The sequence below is a fragment of the Ralstonia sp. TCR112 genome, assembly GCF_007997035.1.
GTDB lineage: Bacteria > Pseudomonadota > Gammaproteobacteria > Burkholderiales > Burkholderiaceae > Ralstonia > Ralstonia edaphi.
This window is the reverse complement of sequence record NZ_VOSS01000012.1, coordinates 30,784-55,595: the sequence shown is the minus strand read 5'-3', so window position 1 is coordinate 55,595 and position 24,812 is coordinate 30,784. Positions and strand designations below refer to the sequence as shown.

At 64.2% G+C, this 24,812-nt stretch carries 23 protein-coding genes and 1 tRNA gene; 10 read left to right on the top strand and 14 right to left on the bottom strand.

Going from position 1 to position 24,812, the window contains the following annotated elements:
• Positions 1–75 precede the first annotated feature (75 nt).
• Positions 76–165 (top strand) — tRNA-Ser (locus tag FUT88_RS04975).
• A gap of 52 nt (positions 166–217) precedes the next feature.
• Here FUT88_RS04975 and FUT88_RS04970 read toward each other — a convergent pair.
• The 5 genes from FUT88_RS04970 to FUT88_RS04950 all read right to left on the bottom strand — a co-directional run bounded on the left by FUT88_RS04970 (position 218) and on the right by FUT88_RS04950 (position 5,444).
• The gene (locus FUT88_RS04970) at positions 218–1,168 is read right to left on the bottom strand and encodes an acyltransferase (RefSeq protein WP_147214073.1); all 951 of its coding nucleotides are present in this window, start codon (positions 1,166–1,168) and stop codon (positions 218–220) included.
• A 196-nt stretch (positions 1,169–1,364) separates the two neighbouring features.
• Entirely contained in the window at positions 1,365–2,495 is a 1,131-nt protein-coding gene (locus FUT88_RS04965; RefSeq protein WP_147214072.1) for a porin, read from the bottom strand.
• A 261-nt stretch (positions 2,496–2,756) separates the two neighbouring features.
• Positions 2,757–3,686 (bottom strand): MBL fold metallo-hydrolase, encoded by a 930-nt coding sequence (locus tag FUT88_RS04960; protein WP_147214071.1) that lies wholly within the window; start codon positions 3,684–3,686, stop codon positions 2,757–2,759.
• Positions 3,687–3,726: 40 nt separating this feature from the next.
• Positions 3,727–4,674: a quinoprotein relay system zinc metallohydrolase 1 gene (locus tag FUT88_RS04955; RefSeq protein WP_147214070.1), complete on the bottom strand. Its 948-nt coding sequence runs from the start codon at positions 4,672–4,674 to the stop codon at positions 3,727–3,729.
• Positions 4,671–5,444 (bottom strand): quinoprotein dehydrogenase-associated SoxYZ-like carrier, encoded by a 774-nt coding sequence (locus tag FUT88_RS04950; protein WP_147214069.1) that lies wholly within the window; start codon positions 5,442–5,444, stop codon positions 4,671–4,673. The genes FUT88_RS04955 and FUT88_RS04950 overlap by 4 nt, the downstream gene beginning before the upstream one ends.
• A gap of 286 nt (positions 5,445–5,730) precedes the next feature.
• Between FUT88_RS04950 and FUT88_RS04945 the strand changes: the two genes are divergently transcribed.
• The 6 genes from FUT88_RS04945 (at position 5,731) to FUT88_RS04920 (ending at position 14,159) form a co-directional block, all read left to right on the top strand.
• On the top strand, positions 5,731–7,251 hold the full coding sequence (locus FUT88_RS04945) for an aldehyde dehydrogenase family protein (RefSeq protein WP_045205996.1): 1,521 nt from the start codon (positions 5,731–5,733) through the stop codon (positions 7,249–7,251).
• A 257-nt stretch (positions 7,252–7,508) separates the two neighbouring features.
• A complete protein-coding gene (locus FUT88_RS04940; RefSeq protein WP_147214068.1) occupies positions 7,509–10,130 on the top strand; it encodes a TonB-dependent receptor domain-containing protein in 2,622 nt (873 codons plus the stop codon).
• 20 nt (positions 10,131–10,150) lie between these two features.
• A complete protein-coding gene (locus tag FUT88_RS04935; RefSeq protein WP_261797004.1) occupies positions 10,151–11,116 on the top strand; it encodes a YncE family protein in 966 nt (321 codons plus the stop codon).
• A 93-nt stretch (positions 11,117–11,209) separates the two neighbouring features.
• A complete protein-coding gene (locus FUT88_RS04930) occupies positions 11,210–11,935 on the top strand; it encodes a cytochrome b/b6 domain-containing protein (RefSeq protein ID WP_261797003.1) in 726 nt (241 codons plus the stop codon).
• A gap of 98 nt (positions 11,936–12,033) precedes the next feature.
• The gene (locus tag FUT88_RS04925; RefSeq protein ID WP_147214067.1) at positions 12,034–13,752 is read left to right on the top strand and encodes a PQQ-dependent methanol/ethanol family dehydrogenase; all 1,719 of its coding nucleotides are present in this window, start codon (positions 12,034–12,036) and stop codon (positions 13,750–13,752) included.
• A 95-nt stretch (positions 13,753–13,847) separates the two neighbouring features.
• Positions 13,848–14,159, top strand: a complete 312-nt coding sequence (locus FUT88_RS04920; protein ID WP_147214096.1) for a c-type cytochrome — start codon at positions 13,848–13,850, stop codon at positions 14,157–14,159.
• Positions 14,160–14,229: 70 nt separating this feature from the next.
• Here FUT88_RS04920 and pqqE read toward each other — a convergent pair whose 3' ends face one another.
• The 5 genes from pqqE to pqqA all read right to left on the bottom strand — a co-directional run bounded on the left by pqqE (position 14,230) and on the right by pqqA (position 17,501).
• A complete protein-coding gene (pqqE, locus tag FUT88_RS04915; protein ID WP_147214066.1) occupies positions 14,230–15,432 on the bottom strand; it encodes a pyrroloquinoline quinone biosynthesis protein PqqE in 1,203 nt (400 codons plus the stop codon).
• Complete coding sequence (pqqD, locus tag FUT88_RS04910) at positions 15,404–15,676, bottom strand: pyrroloquinoline quinone biosynthesis peptide chaperone PqqD (RefSeq protein WP_092969117.1); 273 nt, start codon at positions 15,674–15,676, stop codon at positions 15,404–15,406. Before pqqD ends, pqqE begins: the two co-directional genes overlap by 29 nt.
• Positions 15,657–16,367 carry a pyrroloquinoline-quinone synthase PqqC gene (pqqC, locus tag FUT88_RS04905; protein WP_147214065.1) on the bottom strand — a complete coding sequence of 237 codons (711 nt, stop codon included), beginning with the start codon at positions 16,365–16,367 and terminating at the stop codon, positions 15,657–15,659. The genes pqqD and pqqC overlap by 20 nt, the downstream gene beginning before the upstream one ends.
• Positions 16,364–17,281, bottom strand: a complete 918-nt coding sequence (gene pqqB, locus FUT88_RS04900; RefSeq protein ID WP_147214064.1) for a pyrroloquinoline quinone biosynthesis protein PqqB — start codon at positions 17,279–17,281, stop codon at positions 16,364–16,366. The genes pqqC and pqqB overlap by 4 nt, the downstream gene beginning before the upstream one ends.
• Positions 17,282–17,426: 145 nt before the next feature.
• Positions 17,427–17,501: a pyrroloquinoline quinone precursor peptide PqqA gene (gene pqqA, locus FUT88_RS04895; protein WP_009277446.1), complete on the bottom strand. Its 75-nt coding sequence runs from the start codon at positions 17,499–17,501 to the stop codon at positions 17,427–17,429.
• Positions 17,502–17,604: 103 nt separating this feature from the next.
• Here pqqA and FUT88_RS04890 point away from each other — a divergent pair, with 103 nt between their 5' ends.
• On the top strand, positions 17,605–18,549 hold the full coding sequence (locus FUT88_RS04890) for an alpha/beta fold hydrolase (protein ID WP_147214063.1): 945 nt from the start codon (positions 17,605–17,607) through the stop codon (positions 18,547–18,549).
• Here the strand turns inward: FUT88_RS04890 and FUT88_RS04885 are convergent.
• Positions 18,535–20,559: a sigma-54-dependent Fis family transcriptional regulator gene (locus FUT88_RS04885; RefSeq protein ID WP_147214062.1), complete on the bottom strand. Its 2,025-nt coding sequence runs from the start codon at positions 20,557–20,559 to the stop codon at positions 18,535–18,537. The genes FUT88_RS04890 and FUT88_RS04885 overlap by 15 nt on opposite strands.
• Before the next feature lie 267 nt (positions 20,560–20,826).
• On the opposite strand from FUT88_RS04885, the gene pedF reads away from it, so the two are divergent.
• Together pedF and FUT88_RS04875 are read left to right on the top strand one after the other, a co-directional pair.
• Positions 20,827–21,312 (top strand): cytochrome c-550 PedF, encoded by a 486-nt coding sequence (pedF, locus tag FUT88_RS04880; protein WP_147214061.1) that lies wholly within the window; start codon positions 20,827–20,829, stop codon positions 21,310–21,312.
• Positions 21,313–21,409: 97 nt separating this feature from the next.
• A complete protein-coding gene (locus tag FUT88_RS04875) occupies positions 21,410–22,288 on the top strand; it encodes a substrate-binding periplasmic protein (RefSeq protein WP_147214060.1) in 879 nt (292 codons plus the stop codon).
• Between the two features lie 129 nt (positions 22,289–22,417).
• Here the strand turns inward: FUT88_RS04875 and FUT88_RS04870 are convergent, their stop codons facing one another.
• The 3 genes from FUT88_RS04870 to FUT88_RS04860 form a co-directional block, all read right to left on the bottom strand.
• Entirely contained in the window at positions 22,418–22,885 is a 468-nt protein-coding gene (locus FUT88_RS04870) for a hypothetical protein (RefSeq protein ID WP_147214059.1), read from the bottom strand.
• A 300-nt stretch (positions 22,886–23,185) separates the two neighbouring features.
• Entirely contained in the window at positions 23,186–23,929 is a 744-nt protein-coding gene (locus FUT88_RS04865; RefSeq protein ID WP_147214095.1) for a MipA/OmpV family protein, read from the bottom strand.
• A 233-nt stretch (positions 23,930–24,162) separates the two neighbouring features.
• Positions 24,163–24,435 (bottom strand): hypothetical protein, encoded by a 273-nt coding sequence (locus FUT88_RS04860; RefSeq protein ID WP_147214058.1) that lies wholly within the window; start codon positions 24,433–24,435, stop codon positions 24,163–24,165.
• Positions 24,436–24,812: the final 377 nt, after the last annotated feature.

The following is a 24,812-nucleotide window of genomic DNA, read 5'->3' as shown; positions in this document are numbered from 1 at the left end:
TTGTGCCGACCCTCTTGATCAGGTCGGAAAATTTTTGTTATACTCGCGGTTTCGCGATTCAGCGACCCAGTTACCGGAGAGGTGGCAGAGTGGTCGAATGTACCTGACTCGAAATCAGGCGTACCGGCGACGGTACCGTGGGTTCGAATCCCACCCTCTCCGCCAGCAGTAGCAAAAGCCCCTTGGTTTTACGACCAAGGGGCTTTTTGTTTGGCGTCTAGATTTGGTCTGGCGAAAAAACGTCGGCACCGGTGGTCACGCTGCGCCGCTGGCCGGCCCGCGCCAGCATGTTCTCAATCTGCTGATCTTTCTCCTCCCACAGTTGGGCAAGCCAGCGGTGGAAATCGCTGCGGAAGGCGGCGTCGGTGCTGTAGTCGTGCGTGCAGAAATCCGACGGAATCGGCAGTTCGCGAATATGCACCATGACACGGCCGGCTTGGCCGCAGGCCAGTTGCCAGAAGCTCGGCGTGCCGTCCGGGTAGGCAATGCTGATATCGAGCAGCGACTGGAACCGCTCTCCCATGGCGTTGAGCGTCAGGGCCAGCGCGCCGGCCTTCGGCTTGAGCAGATGGCGATAGGGGGAGGACTGCGTCCGGTGCTTTGCCGGCGTGTACCGCGTGCCTTCGGCAAAGTTCATGACGCTGGTCGGCGCGTGCGCGAACTTGGCGCAGGCGCGACGCGTGGTTTCGCGGTCTTGATTGCGCAACTCGGGGTGCTTGCGCAGCGCCGCCTTGGAGTGCCGCCGCATGAACGGAAAGTCCAGCGCCCACCAGGCCAGACCGATCACCGGCACGTAGATCAACTGTTGCTTGAGGAAGAATTTCAGCAGCGGGATACGCCGGTTCAACACCCGCTGCAACACGAAAATGTCCACCCAAGACCGATGGTTGCAATTGACCAGGTACCAGCCCGCGTAGCGGAGGTTCTCGGCGCCTTCCACGCTCCAGGGCTCGCGCTGCAGCACGCCGATCCAGGCGTTGTTACAGCCGATCCAGCACGTAGCGACCCAGTTGAGCATGGGATCGATCCGGCGGCGCACCGCGGTTGCCGGCACCAGCAGCTTGAACGCCGACAGCGCGAACAATGGCACGCTCCAGAACAGGGTGTTCAGGGCCAGCAGGATTGAGCTGAGCGTGCCCAGGACAAAGGCAGGCAGGACGCGAATCAAGGCACCTCCAATGAGCGCCGCCGCGTGGGTTCGGCAGGCAGGAATCGTGACGTTGCGAATATTTCAGCGTAGCGCGGATCGCCTGTCCAGACCATGCGCTGCGTCAGGATTCATGCTTCGTATCGCCAGGCCCAAAAAAACCCTTGGTGTTGGCCAAGGGTTTTTCTTCCTGCTGTGGTGCGGCTCAGAACGAATCTCAGAACGAATGCTTCAGCCCCACACCCGCCAACACGGTCTTCGCGCCTGACGCCGTGCCGCCCGCAACGATGGAGGTCTTGATACCTTCCAGCGGATCGGCCGTGCCTACCGCGCCTGCACTGACGTACACCAGCTGAGCATACAGCGTGGTGCGCTTCGAGAACGCGTAGTCGTTACTCAGCACGACCGACTTGGTCGAGCTGTCGTGGGCGCTGCTTTCGTACTTGCTGTAGTAGCCGGCCAGCGTGGCGGTATTGGCGGGGCTCCACTTGTAGTCGAGCCCGACGCCGATCGATTTGACGTCTGATACACGCTGTCCGGTCGGCGCGTTGTTGGTGACGCCGATGTAGTTAACACGGCCCGTGAAGGCATTGAACGGCACGGCCACGCCTGCGCTCCACAGGCGGCTGAGGGTCTCGCCCGTGCCGCTGTCTGCGGTCGATTGATAGCCGAGACCGACTGTGAGCGGGCCCGTGTACGTGGCACCCAGCGACAGCTCATTGCCGCGCTTGAAGCTGCCGGCGGTCTCGCCAAATGAATAGGCAACGCCCAGCCACACCGGACCGAAGTTGTTGGAGTACTGCAGCGCATTGCCGATGAACACGCCCACGTCGTTGCCGGGGTTGGTACCGGCGCCCATCGCGTTGCCCGGGGCTGGGAGCTGGTTGTAGGCCCAGCCGTACAGGTTCGAGAACTGCTCCTTGAAGCCGCGCGCTTCCGTGCCGATCGTGCCGATGAGGGCCGGGCTGTACTGACGCCCCAGCGTGATGGCGCCCCAGTTGCCGCTCAGGCCGACGTTCGCTTGCCGGCGGAACAGTTCCGAGCTGAATCCCGGGCCCGTGGTCAGCGTGCCGGTGTCGCTGCTGAAATGGCCTTCAAGGTTGAAGTTGGCCTTCATGCCGCTGCCCAGGTCTTCAGACCCCTTGAGGCCCCAGATGCTTGGGCTGATGCCGCCGGAATGCATTTCCGTGATGCTGCCGCCGGCTGCACTGCGGTTTTGATACTGGAGTCCGGCATCGACGGTGCCGTAAATCGTGACCGACGATTGTGCGATGGCGCCACTCGCTGCACAGCCGAGGGCGGCTGCAATGGCGGTCAGGACGCAGGGTCGAAGGCGTGAGTTCTGCATGTTGTCTCCGTATTGTCGTTGTCTGATGCGTCCACTGAATTGGCTCGGACGCATGCGGTGTTGGCGCCAAACACGCGGGGGCGCGCTCAACGCCGGCGGGACTTTGCAATATGCATACCACGACGTTTGCAGCGCATTGCACGGAGTTGCAGCCCGTTGATTAACGTTTGCGGATACCCGGGGCCGTGCGTGGGATGTAGCGTGGCGGGACAGTCGATGCAACACATGTCCGCCGTCTGTTCAGCAATGGAGCATCCGCGATCAGGCGCTTGGGGCGCTTTGCATCCAGCGATCTTCAAGCTCGCGCCATGCGCGTCCGACGTTCAGCGCATGGCGCGGGCGGAAGTTGCGCCAGTCGCGATAAGCGTCGCCCGGGACGTAGTCGAGCGCGCGGGCTGCGTCGCCGCCGGCTTCAATGGCGCGCGAGATCGTGCTGTCCAGCATGTCGAGATAGGCCAGCGTCGGCCGCAACATCTGTGCAGGCGTGCCGATGGCAGTGCCCACGACGATGTGGGCGGGCAGTTGCTCGAGCGCATGCAGCGCATGCCGCCACCCGACCAGCGAACCCTCCTGCAGGTCCGGAATGCGCTGCCGATATGCCAGACCACCCGTGCACAGTACCCCGCGCCGCGGCGCGTACAGCACCGTGTCGGATGCGCTGTGCGCAGCCGTGCAGATGCGGACTTGCCACGCTGTCTTGCCGGTGTGCAGCCAATCGCCATCGCGCAGTGCGGGTTCCGGATAGACGATCTGCGTTTCATGCATGACGCGCGCGCCCAGCATGGCGGTCAGGCGTGCCAGACACGTTTCGCAACGCTGGCGCATCAGGTCGGCAGTGGCGGCGGACGCCAGGAAGGCAGGACGCGGCTGCAGTTGTGCGAAGGCCGCGTTGGCCAGCACGTGCTCGGGGTGTGCGTGCGTGTTGATGACCCAGCGAATGGGCTCCGCCGTGATGTGCCGGATGGCCGCGATCAGATGGTGTCCCCATCGCGCATGCGGGCCAGGGTCGACCACGAGCACACCATTGCCTGTCGTGTGCACCAGCGTGGGCACGACTTCTCCGGCATTTGCGCGCGCGGCTTCTGCGTTGGCGGCGCGCGCAGCGTAGAGGCCGTCCTGCAGCCGCAACAGCGTGACGCGCGCGGGAGACGGCGACACCATCTGGGCCGGATTGATCAGGGTCGCAAGCATGATGCGCATCCAGCGTCGCCGTGCGGGGTCTGGCGCCATGTCAGGGCGCCAGCGCGGCGTTCTCGTAACGTGGGTAGAAGCGGGTCACGTTGCGCGCGTACTCCGCGGGCATGCCACCCCACTGCGCGTAGGGCGCGTCTACCGGCATCGCAATCACCTCCGCCAGGTCGCGTCCTTCCGCCGCTGCGCGGCGCATGCGTGCATCGAGCCACTGCAGGTACTGACGTGTCTGCGCGATGGCATCTGCCTTGCCCAGCGCCGGCCCGTGGCTGGGAATCAACACGCGCGCGCCGCTGTCGGCAACGATCTTCTGCAACCGATCGAGACTCGCCAGCCAATGCGCAATGTTGGCGTGCGGCGTGGTGGGAATCCGGTCTCGAAAGGCAATGCCGCCGGCAAAGACCACACCGCTGGTCCGGTCCACCACCACGAGGTCGTCATCGGTATGTCCGTCGAGACGGATCAGGTCGATGCGATGGCGCCCCATGGTGCGTGTGCCGGGCGTCAATGGCGTGCCGGGCGGTGTCGATGCCGTGTTCTGCATCCACGCGCCGCAGATGCGGTAGAGATTGTCGGCATAGGCCGCGCCTTCGCGCTGCGCACCGGCGATGGTGCCGGGCAGCGCCTGGGCGCCGACATCCGCATAGGCCTGGTTGCCGAAGAAATAGTCGGGGTGCAGGTTCAGGTTGAACACCCAGCGCACCGGCGCCGATGTGACCGTGCGGATGGCCTGGCGCTGCTGCTCGCCGTACAGCATCGAAGGCCCTGTGTTGATGACGAGCACGCCCTCGCCGGTATCAATGAAGCCGGTGTTGATGATGTTGCAGCCGTTGCGCGCAGAGAAATCCGCGTTGGCGCCTTCGAGCACCCAGACGTCGGGCGCAACCGCGTGCGGTACGAGGTGGTAATCGGGATCCTGCGCGCGCGCGATGGCGGTCAACATCGCAAGACACAGCAGGAGGGTCAACCGTGGGAGGCGTCGGCTCATCGTGTCACCTGCGCGCGGATGCGGTTGCCGTTGTTGTCGACGCCAGCCACGCTGATGCCGCGCTCAACAGGACCGTCCAGATCGAACGAGAAGATCGGGTTCTCGGCCACCGGCTCGTACAGCGCGAGTTCGAGCATGGGCTGACGCCTGGCATCGAGCAGGCTGAGCTGCTCGATATGGAAGGACGGAATGCCCGCCACGAGGCCGGTGTCCATTGGGTGCATCACGCGCACGCGGATGCGGCTGCCGGCGCCGTTGAAGCCAGGAAACACACGCGACTCGACCTGGTTCAGCGTGGTGCTCCATGTGGCGTTCTGGCGCGTGGCGCCGGGCAGCGTGCAGCCACCGCCGGTGGCGTCCACCTGAAAGGTGCCGACATGCCAGACACCGTCCGGCGTGCGTGCGGCCACGCGCACCGGAGAAGCCTCCTGCAGCTTGAACCGGAACGACAGCGCCGGGCGTACGTGCGTGGGCGCGAATTCCAGCACCTTGCGGATCGGGTTGCGGTCGACCGCGACGACAATGCGCTCCACCTTGCCCAGCGCCGACGCGTCGAACGCAATCGGCACCTGCATCGCGTCTTCCGCAAATGCCGGCCCCGTGATGCGGATGCGGTTGTCGAACGTCGTCCGCGCCGTGCCAAACATCTCCTGACGAATCGTCGGCCACAGCGGCGAGCCGGCGGGGTCGATGTCTGTGTCGGCGCAGGCCTGCCAGGACAGGCACGCAACGGCCAGCGCGGCAGCGGCATGGAGGGGAGCCGTTCTCATCGTGTGTCTAGCAAGGTTTGGATGAGAGCCCCGCGTTGCGAAAGTCGTGCCATGCGCGTCGTGTGGGCACATGCGGCTCCATCGGCTGTTCAGGCGATGGGGCGTTGAGCTTTGCAACACCCAGTGTTCCATTCTGGAGCAGTCTCACAAGCGGAATGGCGTGAACAGTTGATTCGAAGGGCATGCAGCATCCGCCGCAGGGGATGGCCCGGGTTTTGCAGATGACGACCGGACACAGCGCAGACAACGACGCTGCGGTCATCACTCAAACATCAGGAGACAACCCATGCGTTACGCTCATCCCGGCACTCCCGGCGCCATCGTTTCGTTCAAGCCGCGCTATGGCAATTTCATCGGTGGCGAGTTCGTGTCGCCCGTCAAGGGCCAGTACTTCACCAACACAACCCCGGTGACGGGCGAGGTGATCGGTGAATTCCCGCGCTCGACCGCTGAAGACATCGACCGCGCGCTTGACGCCGCGCATGCTGCCGCTGACGCCTGGGGCCGCACCTCGGTGCAGGACCGCTCGCTGATCCTGCTGAAGATCGCCGACCGCATCGAGCAGAACCTCGAACTGCTGGCCGTGACTGAAACGTGGGACAACGGCAAGCCCGTGCGTGAAACGCTGAACGCCGACATCCCGCTGGCCGTGGACCACTTCCGCTACTTCGCGGGCTGCATCCGCGCGCAGGAAGGCTCCGCTGCCGAGATCAACGAGCACACCGTGGCGTATCACATCCACGAACCGCTGGGCGTGGTCGGCCAGATCATTCCGTGGAACTTCCCGCTGCTGATGGCCGCCTGGAAGCTGGCGCCGGCACTGGCTGCGGGCAACTGCGTGGTGCTCAAGCCGGCCGAGCAGACGCCGCTGGGCATCTGCGTGCTGATGGAACTGATTGGCGACCTGCTGCCGGCGGGCGTGCTCAACGTCGTGCATGGCTACGGCAAGGAAGCCGGCGAGGCACTCGCCACCAGCAAGCGCATCGCCAAGATCGCCTTTACGGGCTCGACGCCGGTCGGCTCGCACATCATGAAGTGCGCGGCCGAAAACATTATTCCGTCGACGGTGGAGCTGGGCGGCAAGTCGCCCAACATCTACTTCGAAGACATCATGCAGGCCGAGCCGAGCTTCATCGAAAAGGCCGCCGAAGGCCTGGTGCTGGGCTTCTTCAACCAGGGCGAGGTCTGCACGTGCCCGTCGCGCGCGCTGGTGCAGGAGTCCATCTACAGCCGCTTCATGGATGCGGTGATGACCAAGGTGGCCGCCATCAAGCGCGGTGACCCGCTCGACACCGAAACCATGGTCGGCGCGCAGGCTTCGGAGCAGCAGTTCTACAAGATCCGCAGCTACTTGGAGATCGCGCAGGAAGAAGGCGCCGAATGCCTGGTCGGCGGCGATGTGGAAGTGCTGCCCGGCAATCTGTCGAAGGGCTACTACATCAAGCCGACGCTGCTCAAGGGCGACAACAGCATGCGCGTGTTCCAGGAAGAAATCTTCGGCCCGGTGATTGCCGTGACGACCTTCAAGGACGAAGCGCAGGCTCTGCAGATCGCCAACGACACCGATTTCGGCCTGGGCGCCGGTCTGTGGACGCGCGACATCAACCGCGCCTATCGCGTGGGCCGTGCCATCAAGGCAGGGCGCGTGTGGACGAACTGCTATCACCTGTATCCGGCGCATGCAGCGTTCGGTGGCTACAAGAAGTCGGGCGTGGGCCGCGAGACCCACAAGATGATGCTCGACCACTACCAACAGACGAAGAACCTGCTGGTGAGCTACGACACCAAGCCGCTGGGCTTCTTCTGATGGTGTAGCAGGACGGCTGGCGCACGGTCATCGACACCCGTGCGCCAGCCGCTGATCTGCGAGGCAAAGACCCCGCAGGCGAAAAAAGAAGAGGAGACATGGCCATGCGCCCACACATGCACTGCCGCGACGCGCGCAGGTGTCTACCCCATTGCCGCTGATTCCCTGCCGGGAATCGCCATCGCCACGCCTGTTCCTGGAGACGCGCCATTGACGCACCCGGGCACGGCGAGCGTGAAACACCAGGGAGGCACTTCGTGCATTCGAATACCAGCCGTTCGGGGAAGCGCGCGTGCCGTACGCGCAATGCCGCGCCGCGCCTTGCTGGCGGGGTGGCTGCGCTTGCTGCCGTGGGGCTTTGCGCGCCGGCGTTTGCGGAAGACCAGATCGTCGCGGTGGCGTTGCCCACCGCCCAGGTCGTCGGCTCGACCCCGATCGACAGCATTGGCGTGCCGCTGTCCCAGTTCCCTGCCAATGCCCAGCGCGTGAGCGCAACCGATGCCCGCGAGCGGCGCAGCTCGAACCTGGCTGACTTGCTCAACGACAACCTCGGCCAGGTCAGCATCAGCAACGGAGCGGGCAACCCGTACCAGAACGACATCAACTACCGTGGGTTTCAGGTGTCTTCGCTGCTGGGCGTGCCCATTGGCGTGTCGGTCTACTTTGACGGCGTGCGGATGAACGAGCCCTTCGGCTCCATCGTGAATTGGGATCTGATTCCCATGAACGCGATGTCCAGCGTCAACATCCTGCCGGGCTCCAACCCGATGTTCGGCCTCAATACCCTGGGCGGTGCGCTTGTCGTCAACACGAAGAACGGAAAGGACAACGCCGGCACGTCGATCGAGGTGCTGGGCGGTTCGTTTGGCCGCCGTGCGCTGAGCTTTGAGACCGGTATCGTCGACAAAGCCCACAGCACCGATTACTTCGTCGCCGGCAACATCGACCGCCAGGACGGCTTTCGTGACCATTCGGGTTCGAACGTCAAGCAGCTTTATGGAAAGGCGCGGTGGCACGGCAACGATGGTGCTACCCAGCTGGAGCTGTCGGCTGCACTCGCAGATACCTCGCTGAGCGGTACGCAGTCGTTGCCGATGGACATGATGGCCAACCGCAGCGCCGCCTATACGTGGCCCGACACCATCTCAAACCGGATGGCGCTGCTGAACCTGAAGGGCAGCCATTGGTTGAACGACACCAACCAACTGGCCGGCAGCGTCTACTACCGCAAGGCGAGCCTTCACAACGTCAACAGCAATGCGCAACTCGACGATGGCTGCTTCAACGACGACGGATCGCTGGCAACGGCCACCGCTGGCGGCGTCACCACGTACAAATGCGCGAGCAAGGCGCCCAACGGCACAGCGGTGAATGCCGTGACCGGCGCGAATGCGCTGGCGCTCGGCTACGGCCGCTGGAGCAACGCCATCAATACGAGCGTCGTTGATTCCGCCACGCATGAGGACACGGTGGGTACGTCCCTGCAGTGGTCGAATTTCAGCCAACTGGCGGGACGCAACAATACGTTCACCGTCGGTGGTGCGTTCGACCATTCACGCATCACGTACGACCAGACCACCTACCTCGCACGGTTGATCAACTACCAGGCCGTGGTGACGCCCAATCAGGCGTACGGATTCACCGCCAATGGATTGGCGCCGTCGGCATCGAACCCGGCATTGTTCACTGGCAGCAACGTCATCGGTGCGGTCAACCTGTCGTCGAACGTCAACAACTTCAGCCTGTACTTCACCGATACGTTGAGCGTGACGGAAAAGCTGAGCGTGACCGCATCGGGCAGCTTCAACTACACCACGCTCAACCAGGGCGGCGCCAACAACCGGTACCTGAACGAAGACGGCGGCTATTCCTGGACGGACGAAGTCTCGGGCGTGTCGTACTACAACCCCGGCTACGTCAACGCCTATCGGTACTCGAATTCGGGTGCGGGCGCAGCGTCGGCTCCGAACGGTATCCCGGCAGGAGCGGTGGCCGGGCCGGAAACCAACAGCCTGGCCGGCTCGCACCGCTACCACCGGTTCAATCCGGCATTGGGCTTCAACTACGACCTGGGCGCGGGGCAGGGCATCTTCGGCAGTTACAGCGAATCGATGCGAGCACCGACATCGATCGAATTGTCTTGCGCCGATCCGAACAGCCCATGCTCGCTGCCAACCGGGTTCAACGGCGATCCGGACCTGAAGGCCGTGGTGGCCAAAACCATCGAGTTCGGCGGCCGCGGAAAGCTGGGCAAATCCACCTACTGGAGCGCGTCTGTCTACGACTCGCGGCTCAGCAATGACATCCAGTTCATCGCCACGTCAAACACGTACGGCTACTTCGCCAACGTCGGCAAGACGGAGCGGCGCGGCTTTGAGCTGGGCGCAAGCACGAAGATCGACAGGTGGTCGCTGTCGGCCAACTTTGGCTATGTCGATGCGATCTACAAGTCGGCATTCACCACGGCGAGCGGCCAGAACGTCGTCAGCGGCAACAAGATCCCCGGCATCCCCGCAAAGACGCTCAAGCTCGGCGCGTCGTACGCCTTCAGCCCGAACCTGTCGATGGGCGGGAACGTGATCCTCGTCAGCAAGCAGATCGCGCACGGCAACGAAAGCAATGCCGACCCGAACGGCGAGGTGCCTGGCTATGGCCTCGTCAATCTGAACCTGCATTACAAGCCGACGAAACATATCGAGATTTCGGCGTACATCAGCAACCTGTTCAACAAGCGCTATTCCACGTACGGCCTGTCGGGCATGCGGAGCATCTACACGCTCGCGACGCAGCAATTCATGACGCCCGCGCCGCCGCGTGCGATCTGGATTGGCCTGACGTATTCGTTTGGAGGCAAAACCGCGGGTGCCGGCGCGGATTGAGCCCCTCAGAAGAGACCATCATGAACGCACTGACCTTTTACCTCCGGATCGCCACGCTGCTCTGCGTGGGCTGGGTATCGACGCTCCAGGCGGTTGCCGTGGTGCCGGACCCCGTCGCCTATGTCACCAATCAGGGCGGTGGCGTCACGGTGCTGAACGCACACACGCTTAAACGGCTCGACGAGATTGCCGTGGGCAAGGACCCGCGCGGCCTCGCTGTCACGCCCGACGGCCGCTGGCTGCTGACGGCCAACCAGGGCAGCGCCGATGTGTCGGTGGTCGATACGGCCACGCGCAAGGAGGTCAAGCGCATCGCGGTCGGCAGGAATGTCGAGTTCATGCGCATCTCGCCCGATGGCCGCCGGGCGTTCGTCACGTACGAGCCATCCTCGGAAGGCGGGCCGCCAGGCAAGAACAATCCAGGCAAGAAAGAAGGGGACGATGAGAAGGACGAAGCCCCCGCTGAAGTCGCGATCATCGATCTCAGCCAGTGGGCAGTCGTCGGTCGCATCAAGGCCGCACGCGAGACCGAAGCCATCGAGTTTTCCCCGGCCGGCACGTTGCTGCTGGTGGCCAACGAGGGAGACAACACGGTCGGCGTTTATGAGCTGTCGACGCTCAAGCAGATCCGTCGCGTGGATGTCGCACCGTTCGGCAATCGGCCGCGCGGCATCAAGATCGCGCCGGACGGAAAGACCTATGTGGTGACGCTGGAAAACTCGAACAACCTGTATTGCTGGATGCAGGTTTCAACCCGATCAAGACCGTGCCGACGGGCCAGGGGCCATACGGTGTCGCGTTCGACCGGGAGGGTCGATATCTCTGGGTGGCCGCCAGCCGCGCAGATCAGCTGCAGGTGTTCGATGCCCGCACCTTTGCGCCGGTGGCTGCCATTCCGGTCGGCAAGCGCTGCTGGCATTTCAGCTTCACTCCGGGGGATCAGAAGCTGCTACTGGCGTGCGGCCGCTCGAACAGTGTGCAGGTGATCGACCCGCAGAAGCGCGAGGTTGTCGATGCACTGCCGGGCTACAAGCTGCCCTGGGGCGTGGTGACGTATCCGACATCGGTGGGCAGCCTCGATGCGCCGCGCTGATCGAGCCGCCCATGCGGTCGTCCCCACCTACGCGGGCCTGCCGATCGCCTTGCATTGGGTGAGTGCGTTGCTGCTTTGCAGCCTGTTCGCGCTGGGCTTCTACATGACAGGTCTGGCCAAGGGCGCGCCCGGGAAGTCCGCCTTGGTGAATCTGCACAAATCGCTCGGCCTGACGGCCGCGCTGGTGATCGCGTGGCGCGTGGTTGTGCGCGTCCGCCGTGCTGCGCCACCGTCCATTCCGGGGCTGCACTGCTGGGAGACGGAGCTTGCGCGCATCACGCACCGTTTGCTCTACATGTGCATGGTCGTCATGCCGGTGTCGGGCTATCTCGGGTCTTCGTTCAATCAATACGGAACGCGCTTCTGGGGCGTGCCGCTACCGCGTTGGGGCTGGGTCGACAGCGCGCTGCAACACATGTTCTACACGGTGCACAGCACGACGGCGGACCTGCTGCTCTGCCTGGTGGTGCTGCACGTTGCCGGGGTGATCAAGCACCAGTGGTTCGATGCGCAGCGGTGTGTGCAGCGCATGTTGCCGCCCGGCGCACGCGCGCGCTGTAAGCCGTGGACTTTGCGCGGGCCGCGTTCATGGCGTTGCTCCATTTCGCAACAGAACAAACGATGTGTTGCGGTATGGCACGCAACACCGCACTGCAAGTCGCCTGAAACCCCGGTTTTACGGCGTTTTTCGATGGCACGGGATTTGCCCTGAGTCCGACCGGTGTGACATCACACTGCCGGACCTGGACCATAAAGAGAGGTAGAGGAGACAAGAATGAGGACACTACGAGTGATTGCACTTGCGCTGCCATGGCGGCAGCAAGTGTTGCCGTGCACGCGGCAACGCCCCCCGTTACCGATGCCATGATCGAGAACGACGCGAAATCGTCGAACGACGTGCTGACCTGGGGCATGGGTACGCAAGGGCAGCGCTTCTCGTCGCTCACCAAAATCAACACGAAGAATGTCAGCCAGCTGGTACCGGCATGGTCGTTTTCGTTTGGCGGTGAGAAGCAGCGCGGGCAGGAGGCCCAGCCGCTGATCTACAACGGCAAGATGTTCGTCACGGCGTCGTATTCGCGCATCTACGCAATCGACCTGAAGACCGGCAAGAAGCTGTGGAAGTACGAGCAGCGTCTGCCGGAAGGCATCATGCCCTGCTGCGACGTCGTCAACCGCGGCGCCGCGCTGTACGACAACCTGGTCATCTTCTCCACGCTGGATGCGCAGCTGATCGCGCTCAACCAGGACACCGGCAAGATCGTCTGGAAAGACAAGATCGAGGACTACGCCGCGGGCTACTCCACGACCGCTGCACCGCTGATCGTGAAAGGCATGGTGCTGACGGGCGTGTCGGGCGGCGAGTTTGGCGTGGTGGGCCGCGTGGAGGCGCGCGATGCCAAGACCGGCCAGTTGATCTGGTCGCGTCCGACCGTCGAAGGCCACATGGGCTACAAGTACGACAAGGACGGCAACAAGACCGAGAACGGCATGACGGGCACGCTCAACGCCAGCTGGCCCGGCGAGACGTGGAAGACCGGTGGCGCATCGACGTGGCTGGGCGGCACCTATGACCCGCAGACCAACCTGGTGTACTTCGGTACCGGCAACCCGGGCCCGTGGAACAGCCATCTGCGCAAGGGCGACAACCTGTATTCGTCTTCCACGCTGGCCATCAACCCGGACACCGGCAAGATCGTCTGGCACTACCAGAACACGCCAAACGACGGCTGGGACTTCGACGGCGTGAACGAGTTCGTGACGTTCGACATGGACGGCAAGCGCGTCGGCGGCAAGGCCGACCGCAATGGCTTCTTCTACGTGAACGACGCCAAGACCGGCAAGCTGCTCAATGCGTTCCCGTTCGTGAAGGTCAACTGGGCCACCAGCATCGACCTCAAGACCGGCCGTCCGAACTACGCACCTGACCACCGTCCGGGGGATCCGGCCGAAGCGACGGGTGAAGAGAAGAAGGGCAAGGCGGTATTTGCCGAGCCGGGCTTCCTGGGCGGCAAGAACCAGATGCCGATGGCGTACAGCCCGCAGACCGGCCTGTTCTACGTGCCCGCCAACGAGTGGGGCATGGACATCTGGAACGAACCCGTCAGCTACAAGAAGGGCGCCGCTTACCTGGGTGCCGGCTTCACCATCAAGCCGCTCAATGAGGACTACATCGGCGCACTGCGCGCCATCAACCCGAAGACCGGCAAGATCGAATGGCAGATCAAGAACAACGCGCCGCTGTGGGGTGGTGTGATGACGACTGCCGGCGGTCTGGTGTTCTGGGGCACGCCCGAAGGCTATCTGAAGGCGGCCGATGCCAAGACCGGCAAGGAACTGTGGCAATTCCAGACCGGCAGCGGCATCGTCGCGCCGCCCGTCACGTGGGAAGACAACGGCGAGCAGTTCGTCGCCGTGGTGTCCGGCTGGGGCGGAGCCGTGCCTCTGTGGGGCGGTGAAGTGGCCAAGCGCGTGAACTTCCTGGAGCAGGGCGGTTCGGTTTGGGTGTTCAAGCTGCATAAAAACTAAGTCTGTCTGTGCCGGGCTGTGCGCTCCCAACCGCGCACAGCCCGCATGGCCGGTTCTGCGCCGGCCCACAGCGTTATGGAGTCCAGAAAGTCATGATGTACAAGGGAATGTTTTCGCTGTTGGCGCTTGCGTCGACGGCCGTCTATGCCGCCCCCGATATGCAATCCATCGCCGAGAAGAACGGATGCTTCTCGTGCCACAGCATGCAGACCAAGATCGTTGGGCCGGCCTTTATTGATGTAGCCGCAAAGTACAAGGGAGACGCAGAAGCGCCCGCGCGGCTTGCCCAGAAAGTGCGCGACGGCGGCAAGGGCGTGTGGGGCCGCATCCCCATGCCCGCGCATCCGAACCTCAAGGAAGATGAGGCGAAGCAACTGGTGGCCTGGGTACTGAGTTCAGGCTCGTGAGTTTCTACGGTGTTCGCAAATGAGAAAGGGCCGGCAATGACCGGCCCTCTCTCATTTGCAGGATTGCGCGCTATGGCTGCGTGAGCTGGCGCGAATTGGCATCGGTCCGGAAGACGATGGGAACCTCTCCGGTGCGCGTGTCGCGCATCTGCCCGAACCCGTTCATCGCAGCCATCCGGCCTTGCAGGACCACCTTCTGCAGCGCGCCGTGATCTGCCGATTTTCCACACACCGGATCCGTGCGCGCCGCGTCGCCGGTCAGCAGATAAGCCTGACAGCGGCAGCCGCCCGCGTCTTCCTCGCGCGACTCGCATGACTGGCACGGCTCGGGCATCCAGTGCGTGCCGCGAAAGCGCTGGAAGGCGTCGCTGCTTCGCCAGATGTCGCGCAGCGGCTGGCTGAGCACGTTGGGCAGCTCCAGCCCGGGCAGCATGCGCGCGGAGTGGCAGGGCAGCGCAACGCCATCCGGCGCAATGCCGAGAAACGTCGTACCCCAGCCGTTCATGCACTTCTTCGGGCGCTGCTCAAAGTAGTCGGGCACGACGTAGAGCAACTGGCATCGGCCGCCGATGCGCGTCCGGTAGTCGTTCACCACAGCCTCGGCCTCGCGCAGCTGCTCCAGGGTGGGCATCAGCGCCAGGCGGTTCTCCCATGCCCAGCCGTAGTACTGCGTGTTCGCAAGTTCGAGGTACTCGGCGCCGATCTCCAGTGCCATGTCGATGATGGCCCCCACGTGCGGCAGGTTGTGCCGGTGCATCACGCAGTTCATCACCATCGGATATCCATGGGCCTTGATCAGATCGGCCACGCGGCGCTTCAGGTCAAAGGTGCGCGTGCTGGAGAGAAAGTCGTTCAGCTCGCGCGTGGAGTCCTGGAACGACAGCTGGATATGGTCGAGCCCCGCAGCCCGTAACGCCCCGAGCCGCGCATCGGTCAGGCCCACCCCTGACGTCACGAGGTTCACGTAGAACCCGAGCCCATGCGCATGCGCGACCAGCGTTTCGAGATCCTTGCGCAACAGCGGTTCGCCGCCCGACAGCCCGAGCTGCACGGCGCCCAGCGCTCGGGCCTGGGTGAACACATCGCACCACTGCTCGGTGGTGAGTTCCTGATCGTGCCGCGTGTAGTCGACCGGGTTGGAGCAGAAGGCGCAATGCAGCGGGCAGCGATAGGTCAGCTCGGCCAGCAGCCAGAGCGGCGGACCGGGCACCGGCGTCGTTGCCGGCGCCAGCAGCGATTCGGCTTCAAACGAGCCAGCCGCGTTCGAATGCATGTTTGACAAAGGCGTGGACCTCCGGAGCGATGCCCTGCACGCCAAAGGCGGATTGCAGGTCGTCGATCAGCATGTCGAGGGTATGGGCGCCGTCGCAGCGCTGCAGGATCGCGGCGGCGCTGTCGTTGAGGGTGACCATGCCTTCGGGGTACAGCAGCACCCAGCTCTGCTGCATGTCTTCCCACTGCAGCCGGAAGGTCCGGTGCAGCATGGGGTGGGCCGGATCAGGCAAGGGAGGGCTCATATGCGTGGGCCTGTTGAATGGCATCGAGCATCGACCAGAGGATGTCGAGCTTGAACTGCAGGATGTCCAGTGCACGCTGTTGCTGCTCGGGCGTGCGGAAGTAGTCGAGTGTCACGCGCAGGCCGTGTTCCACGTCGCGCGAGGCCAGCGGAATGCGCGAGCGGAAGTACGCCAGCCCTTCCGGCTGCACCCATGGATAGTGCTCGGGCCAGCCCGCGAGCCGTTCCTTGTGGATGTCCGGCGCGAACATCTCCGTGAGGGAGGAGCACACCGCTTCCTGCCACGGCGCACGGCGCGCGAAGTTCACGTAGGCATCCACCGCAAAGCGCACGCCCGGCAGCAGATGCCGGTGCGACCACAGTGCGTCGCGCGTGAGGCCAACGGCTTCGCCCAGCCGCACCCAGCTCTCGATGCCGCCCGGCTGCACGTCGTCGCCGTCGTGGTCATGGATCCGGACGATCCACTCGCGGCGTGTTGCGCGGTCAGGGCAGTTGGACAGGATGGCTGCATCCTTGAGCGGGATGTTGACCTGGTAGTAGAAACGGTTGGCCACCCAGGTGCGGATTTCCTCTGGCGTGCATTCACCGGCGCGCATGCGCAGGTTGAACGGATGATGGATGTGATAGCCCGCCTGCTTCGCGCGCAGCCGCGCTTCGAAGTCTTCGGCGGTCCAGGCAACAGGATGTGTCATAGCGAGATTTCCATGCCGTCGTAAGCCACCTCGATGCCGTGCGCCTCCAGCTCCCGGCGCTGCGGCGAATCTTCATCGAGGATCGGGTTGGTGTTGTTGATGTGGATGAGCACCTTGCGCGTTGCCGGCAGCTGGTCGAGCACTTCGATCATGCCGCCGGGGCCGGATTGTGCGAGGTGGCCCATGTCGGCGGCCGTCTTGGTGGAAAAACCCAGGGCGAGCATCTCGTCGTCTTGCCAGCAGGTGCCGTCCACCAGCACCACGTCGGCCGCGCCCAGTTCGTCGAACACATGCGGCTCGACGCGCGCGAGACCCGGTGCGTAGAACGCACGCCGGCCGCTCTTGCGGTCGACGATGCGCAAGCCGATGTTGTCGCCCAGGCGGCGCGCGTTGCGGCTGGGCGAGTAGGGCGGCGCCTTGCTCTCCAGCGGGATTGCCGTCAACGCCACGTCGTCGAGTGGCGGCACCGAGAACGCCGTGCCGTCCAGGGCCAGCGCGCGCGTGTCGAGCCCGCAGTAGTGCGACAGCATGCGCGTGAGCGGGAAGGCGGTCGACAGATCGCTGATGACGGCTGCGCTGGCATAGACCGGCAGCGCTTGCCGATGCTCGCGCAGCATCAGGAGGCCGGTCACGTGGTCGATCTGCGCATCCATCAGTACGACGCCGACGATGCCCGTATCACGCGGCGCGCGCGCCGGTTGCAGCGCCGGTGAACTGCGCAGTTGCGCGAGGATGTCCGGCGAGGCGTTCACCACGATCCAGTTGTGCTGGCCGTCGCCGAGTGCGATGGAAGACTGCGTGCGCGGGGTGGCGCGCACGGTGCCGCGCCGCACACCGTCGCAGTTGCGGCAGTTGCAGTTCCACTGCGGGAAGCCGCCGCCGGCGGCCGAGCCGAGAACCCTGAGTATGGTCATGATGCAAATCCAACGTGTCGGGCGGATTGAGCAAGAAGTCGGCCAGGGCATGGCGCTAAGGCATGCGCGTGCGCGCCGAAAAAAAAGAAGCCCGCCGTGAAGAACCGGCGGGCTCGTGGAGCCTTGCGTGCTCAGCCGCGCAGCATCAGCGGTTGGCGATGTACATGGTGATTTCGAACCCGAGTCGCAGTTCGGTATAGGCGGGCGTCGTCCAGTTCATGTCTCCTCCTTGAGGGTTGGCATAGTTAGTGAGTGCACTGCGTTGTTCAGCGGTTGTGCAGGCGTTTGCCGGGCGCAGCCGCATCGTCATCAAGGCAACATCCATGCCCACTTCCGACTGGCCGACCACCTCCGCCTGCTTCAACCTGCGCACGCCGGATGGCCACTGTCTGCATGTGCGCCAATGCGGGCCCGACAGCGGCGAACCGTGGCTGGTGTTGCATGGCGGGCCGGGCAGCGGCTGCGCGCCGTCCATGGCCGCGTGGTTCGATCCGCTGCGGCATCGCGCTGTGCTGCCGGACCAGCGCGGCGCGGGGCGTTCGCGACCGGCCGGCACGCTACGGCGCAATACGGTGAGCGCGCTGCTGGCCGATCTGGAGCAGTTGCGCACGGCGCTCGGCATTGCGCGCTGGGGCGTGGTCGGCGGGTCATGGGGCGCAGCGCTGGCATTGGCCTATGCCGATCGTTTTCCCGATGCGGTATCGGCGCTGGTGCTGCGCGGCACCTTCCTGACCGGTTTCGACGATGTGCAGGCGCTGTTCAACGCGCGCGGTGCCGGTCGTGATCTCTTGCGAGGCATCGGTAGACGGGGTGAGGGTTTTCCCGCGGCCCGTGGTCGCCTTCTCGTTGCAACAGACATGTTGCAGCCTGGTACAACTGTTCAGAAATTGAACATCGCCCGTGCGTGGCAGCGTGCGGAGCACCGGTTGTTGGCGCTGCGGCCGCAGGCACGTCGCCAAACCTGGCCAGAGCAACTGGCGCTGGCGCGCAAGTATCAATTGCAGGCGCACTACCTGTATCGGCGGGCGGGGCTCGGGAAATCTGCGTTGCTGAGAGCGGCGGCGCGCATCGGCGCGAGGGGATTGCCCGTAACGCTGCTGCACGGTCAGGGCGACAACGTTTGCCGGCCCGAAAACGCGCTGCGGTTGTCTGCAGCGATACCGCAAGCGCGGTTGGTGTGGGTGCCAGGCAGGCACCTGGCGGTGGGAGAGATGGCGCGAGCGCTGCGCGCCGCCATCAGCGCGTCGGCGTGGTCAGTCGGTATCTGAAGGCAAGCCGCCGGCTTCGTCGATCCTGCGGTAGATCGTGTTGCGCGAAATGCCGAGCGCCTTCGCAGCGGCAGAGATGTTGCCGTTGTGCGCCTTCACGGCCGCCATGATCGTCATGCTTTCCACATCGGCAAGCCGCTTGGGCTGCGTGCCGCCCCCGCTTTGAGCGACAGGCGTTGCAGCCGCTGCCGATGCTGCCGCTGCCGCAGTGTCCGTAGCCGACTGGTCGCCATGGCGGGCCTGCCAGTCTTCAAGAAAGTCGTCGGGCAGATGGTCTTCGGTGATTTCCGGAGCGCCTTCGGCCATGAGCCGGGCCGTGCGCAGCAGATTGCCGAGCTGGCGGATGTTGCCCGGCCAGTGGTAGCTGCGGAACATCTGCATGACGGGCTCGCTGATGGGCGGCGCGTCGGCCTGCTCGAGTTTCAGCAGCTTGTTGGCCACCACGTCCAGGTCGGTGCGCTCGCGCAATGCCGGCAGGCGCACGACCAGCCCGTTCAGGCGGTAATACAGGTCTTCGCGGAACTGCCCGCTGGCCACCATCTCGCGCATGTTGCGGTGGGTCGCGCACACCACGGTCACATCCACCTGGATCAGCTTGTTGCTGCCCAGCGGCGAGACCGCACGCTCTTGCAGCGCGCGCAGCAGGCGGGCTTGCAGGTGCAGCGGCATGTCGCCGATCTCGTCGAGGAAGAGCGTGCCGCCGTTGGCCAGCACCATCTTGCCGATGCCGCCTTTCTTGCGCGCGCCCGTAAAGGCGCCTTCTTCGTAGCCGAACAGTTCGGATTCAATCAGCGCTTCCGGAATCGACGCGCAATTCACGGCGATGAAGGGGCCGGCATGGCGCGGGCTGTCGGCGTGGATGGCGCGCGCGAGCAGTTCCTTGCCGGTGCCGGTTTCGCCGAGAATCATGACGGGAATGTCCTTGCCGATGACCTTGCGCAGCTTGCCGATCACGGTCTGGATCTGTGCGTCGCCGGTGTCCAGCGCCTCTAGGCTGGCCGGCTGCCGAGACGGCTCGATGTAGGCCCGGCGCGGTGCCGTATCGCGCTCGGTCGACAGATCGGCCCCGATCGCGCCGCCAACCATGCGGTTGGCCGGTTGCTTCCACTCCACGCGCGCAAACACCTTCACGCCGCTGGGCAGCTGCAACTGCACGATGCCTGCCGCCGCACTGCGTTCCCGGTCGATCAACTGCGACATCGACAGGCCGAACAGCGACGAAAAGGTATGCGCATGCAGCGCGCGGATCGACAGCCCAAGCTGGAATTCGCCGCTGCGGTTGGCCGACAGGAAGCGCCCCGCCGGCGTGAAGGCCGCAATGCCCTCGACCAGCGTGCCGATGAATTCCGGTCGCGAGTGGAAGTGGATGCACACCACGTCCTGGAACGTGTTGGCAAACAACTGGTTCTCGATCATCTGCGCCGACATGCGCACCAGCGCCATGGTGTGCTTGTGGAAGCCGCGATGATCGCCCGTCACATCCAGCGCGCCCACGGTGGCGCCGTACGGATCGAAGATCGGCGCACACGAACAGGTGAGGAACTGGTTGGCTTGCAGGTAATGTTCCGAGCCGTGGACCAGCGTGGGTTTGCTCTCGGCCAGCGCCGTGCCGATGGCGTTGGTGCCCCGGCTCGCTTCCGACCACAGCGCGCCGGGCTGCAGCGCCACCTTGCTGGCCTGAGCGAGGAAATCGTCGTCCCCCATCGAATGCAGGATCAGGCCCGACGTGTCGGTCAGGATCACCATGCTCTGCGTGTTGACGATCTGGCTGTAGAGCGTCTCCATCACCGGCAGCGCGTGCGTGAACAGCGACTGGCTGCGCTCGATCTCCGTCTTCAGCTCGCTGTGCAGCACCGGGCAGAAGTCGGGCGACTCGTACGGCCGCAAGCCATAGGACTTGGATCGCTCGTGGGACTGCGCGATCAGCTCGGGCTGATCGTTCGGGGTGTCACCGAGCGTGGCCGGGGCGTTCTCGGAAGCGCGCAGGTCGGCTGCCGCGTGAGGGGTCATGGTGTATGTCTCCTTAAACCTCGCCCGCAATCTGTGTGCGGGTCGCCCGGATCGCCTCATTTAACCAGCGGACGAACCGGAAGTGTTGCGCCATGAAGCAAGACCCTTGCCAGGGTGTTGCATTCCTGAGCACCTGTGCCAACCCACCCATCGGATCTCCAGAGCGTCTGGCCGATGCAGACCGGGATTGGCGGCAGGTTCGCGCCTTGGTATGGCTCTTGCAGAAATGCCTCCAAAAATCGTTTCAACGACAACTAGGAGACACTCTTGAAAACGCCTCGCAACTTGCTCGCGCTGCTGTCTGCCTGCGCACTTCTGGCCGGGGGATTGCCCGCAGCCGCATCCGCTCACGGCGATGTCACACCGCAAGCCGTAGACACGCACACCTTACCGCAACTGGGCGCCGATTGGCGTCAGGACAATCCATACCGGACGGGCCCCGCACACGATGAAGCACTGCGGATCGGCTCCTCCGCGTTCAACCAGAACTGTGCGCGCTGCCATGGGCTGGAGGCCATCTCCGGAGGCATCGCCCCTGACCTGCGCAAGCTCGACACCGACTGCATGTCGCTGGCCAATCCCAAGAAGAAGGAGGCCTGCTACGGCGAGGTGTCGCAGTACTTCACGGCCACGGTCCGCCACGGCCGCACCCGCGACGGCCGCGTCTACATGCCGCCGTTTGAAGGCGTGCTGAGCCAGGAAGCGGTCTGGTCAATCAAGACGTATCTGGAATCGCGCCGCGTCCAAGAGTAGTAGGTCGGCCTGCCCCCGTTGGCAGCTTGGCGAGCCGATGCTGTCCCCGCCTTCGTGTGCATCGGCTCGCACATTTTTTTCCGCCAGGAGACGTCTCATGAACGCCCGTTTTCGGTTGGCCGCGGTCGGGGCTTTTCGCCGCCTTGCCGGCCTCCTGCTTGCCGCGGCAGCCATGATCAGCGCCGTGCCGGCACATGCCGACATGGCGAAGATCCGCCAGAGCGGTGCCCTGAAAGTCGCGCTGTACAAAGGCCTGCCGCCGTTCTCCGACAACGTCGGGGGGCAATTCAGCGGCATCGACGTGGCGCTTGCCAATGCGCTCGGCAAGCAGATGGGGTTGTCGACCTCATTGCTGCCATTCGATGCGGATGACGACGGCATGTCGGGTGACCTGCGCAACATGGTCTGGAAAGGGCATTACCTCGGGTATGGTCCCGCCGATGTGATGCTGCATGTGCCGGTCGACCCGAATTTCATTCGCCAGAACGGCCAGGTGCTGATCTTCGCGCCGTACCTCCGCGAAGGCTACGTGCTGGTGTACGACAGCGAGCGCGTCGGCAAGGTCAGCAGTTTCGAAGACCTCGCCGGCCAGGCGACCGGCGCGGAGCAGGGATCAGGCGGCGCAAGCGCGCTGCTCTCCAGCGCCGGCGGCGCCCTGCGCGACAAGATGAAGATCTATCCGGAAGCCCACGAAGCGCTGCGTGCGCTGTTCTCCGGCCAGATTGCGGCGGCAATGGTCACGCGGGCCCAATACGAAAGCGCGCTGAAGACGCAGAATCAATCGGCCACCCGCTTTGTCGCGACCGAACTGCAGTCGCCGCTGCTGCCAGCCCGCGGCTGGGCGGTCGGCATGGCCGTCAAGGCAGATCAGCGTGAACTGGCGCAGGCGCTCGAGAGCGCGCTCAATGCACTGCGCGCCAGCGGCGAGCTGCAGCGCATCTTTGCGCAGTACGGCGTGTCGATGGTGGCACCGTAGGCGCCACCGTCTGTACACGGAGAGCCGACGTGTCAACGTACTTGATGCACTGGCACTGGCACTGGCACTGGCACTGGCACTGGCACTGGCACTGGCACTGTGGACTGGCCGCGCCGGCCAGCTCACGTGTTACGCCTTCTCCGCCGCGGCGTGCTTGGAGGGCAGCGCACTCACGTTGTCGTCGAACGCCGAATCCACGGGGAGCTTCGAGAAGTGGTGGATCTTCGGCGCGTGCGAGTCGTCGGCCTGCGCGTCGTGCGGTTCGATGAACGACATCGCCGTGCGCCGCTTGAGCATGTGCGAGTCGCGCGATTGCGATTCGCGCCACAGCTCGGCCGTGAACTTGAGACCGGCGCGCAATGCGTGGGCGCTTTCCTGCTTGCCCTTGCGCTGGTCGGAGACGCGCTCGATGCCTTTCTTGACGACGTCTTCCAGGAACGTGATACGGGCGCGGTAATAGTCCGCGTGCATTTGTGCATCCATCACGCGCTGCTCTGCCTGGTACAGCTCCATGCGCAATTCGCTTAGCGCGCGTTCGGCCTGCTTCTCGGGAGAGGGTGCGTGGCTCAAGGCCCAGTTTGCAATCCACCGCAACATGGTCAAGCCCTCCTGTCTTGCGGTGTCCGCCGCCGATGGGAAGACACCGTTCACTGCCCGCGCATTGATCGGAAGTGATCGCCGCTTGCGAAACAGACTAGCAAAAAAAGCAGGGCGATTGCGCTAGTCCACGCGCATGCCTGTTGTGAAAAGGAAGCATGGTCCGTTTGGGTGAGAGGCGCGCCGGGCAACTTCTGGTCTCATAAGCGGATTGCCTCGTGTGCACAGGTTTGCGAGGCAACCGTCACCTCCATGCGCAAGCGATTGCGCACATCGCGGCGCCCGATGCTGGCGGAAATGTCAGCGGAACCGGTACGTGAGCGAGGCCATCGCCGTGGTCTGCTGGCGGCGCTGCGTGATCGGGCTGTCAGCCGCATCGCCACGCAGTCGCGCCACGGTAAGCGAACCATTGGCCGTCCACCGGTCATCGAGCTTGCATGTGACGATGGCGTTGAAGTGGATGTCGCGCAGCCCTGCATGCGTGGCAAATACCGGCAGGCCCGAGCGCGCGCTCTGCCCATCGTCCACGCCAAAGAAGGTACGCATGTACTGGCCGTTCGTCCATGACACGCCGGTGCCGAGGCTGAACAGCCAGCGGCCGACCGGCGCGCTTGCGTAGACATCGGCATTGGCGATCAACCCCTGGCGGTTACCAAGGATGTCCTGCTCCGCATCGGTGGACAGCGTGAGGAACGACACCGTGTACTGCGCAAACGCCTTTGCCCGCACCGTGGCGTTGACGTTGCCGAGGCCATTCAGGCGCGCGTCGTCATGCGCATGGCGCCATGTCGGGTCGAACTGGAAGTTGCCGCCCACCTGCCACGTGTCGTCGTTCGCGAGGTACACGCCGGCAAAGTCCATCCCTTTCGAAAAGAACCGGTGCTTGTATTCGATTTCCTGATCGATCCACGGAAACACGAAGCTCGATTTCGCGCCCGGATACTTGGGCGACATGTAGATCGCCGGGCCGGCAGCGATGCTCCAGTCGCTGGCTTCAGTGCGGCCTTCAGCGTTGGCGGCGCTGCTCAATGCGCCGATGGTCATCAGAAGGAAGAACGCAAAGCGGGGCAGGGCGCGCGAAGACAGCGGCATGAGAGGACGGGAATTCGAAGGAATGTGTGCGACGGAAACGGCGGGCACGCCATTCTAGTGGGAACCGTCGGAGCGCGGGATCCCGATCGAGGAGGGGAAGCTCCAGGGGTATCTGCGTGGATGCGCTGGGAAACAGGCAAAAAAAACGCCGGGAAGGTCCCGGCGTTCTTCATGACGCGACAGCCTTATTGCTTGGCGGGCGCATCGGCCTTCGGTGCCGAAGCTGCGTCGGTCTTGGCTTCCGACTTGGCTGCAGCCTTGTGGGCCTTCTTGTGAGCGTGCTTCTTCTCGTGCTTGGCTTCAGCCTTCGGTGCCGAAGCGGCATCGGTGGTCGTCGCTGCAGCGGTCGCTGCCGGTGCAGGTGCGGCGGCCGGTGCGGAGGCGGTGCCAGCTGCGAACACGGGGGCTGCGAAGGCACCAGCAACGATCAGAGCGGCCAGGGATTGAGCGACTTTCATGTGAGACTCCTTAATCAGGTTCAAGCGGGATATTGGGACTCCAGATACATGGATCTCGTCCCATTTGCGATCCATGCCTCCAAAAACGCCCGACATTGCGGGCGCGATGACTGCCGTTTGTAAGCGTTCTGCCCACGGTGTAAGCGCGCGTAACAAGGCGCGTTTCTCGGCGACTGAAAAGTCTGTTGCGATTGGGTTGAAACACATCAAGTCCGTGCCGTGCGCATGGGCGTACTGTCAGGCTTCGGGTGGACAACCGGTAGGGCCTACACCACACTGCGTGATGATGCGCGGCTCGTTTCGATGTCGGGCCGCGCATTGCACAGCAGGTGCGGGAGCGCTTTGGGTCACGCTCCACCCGATACCGGAACGCGCCA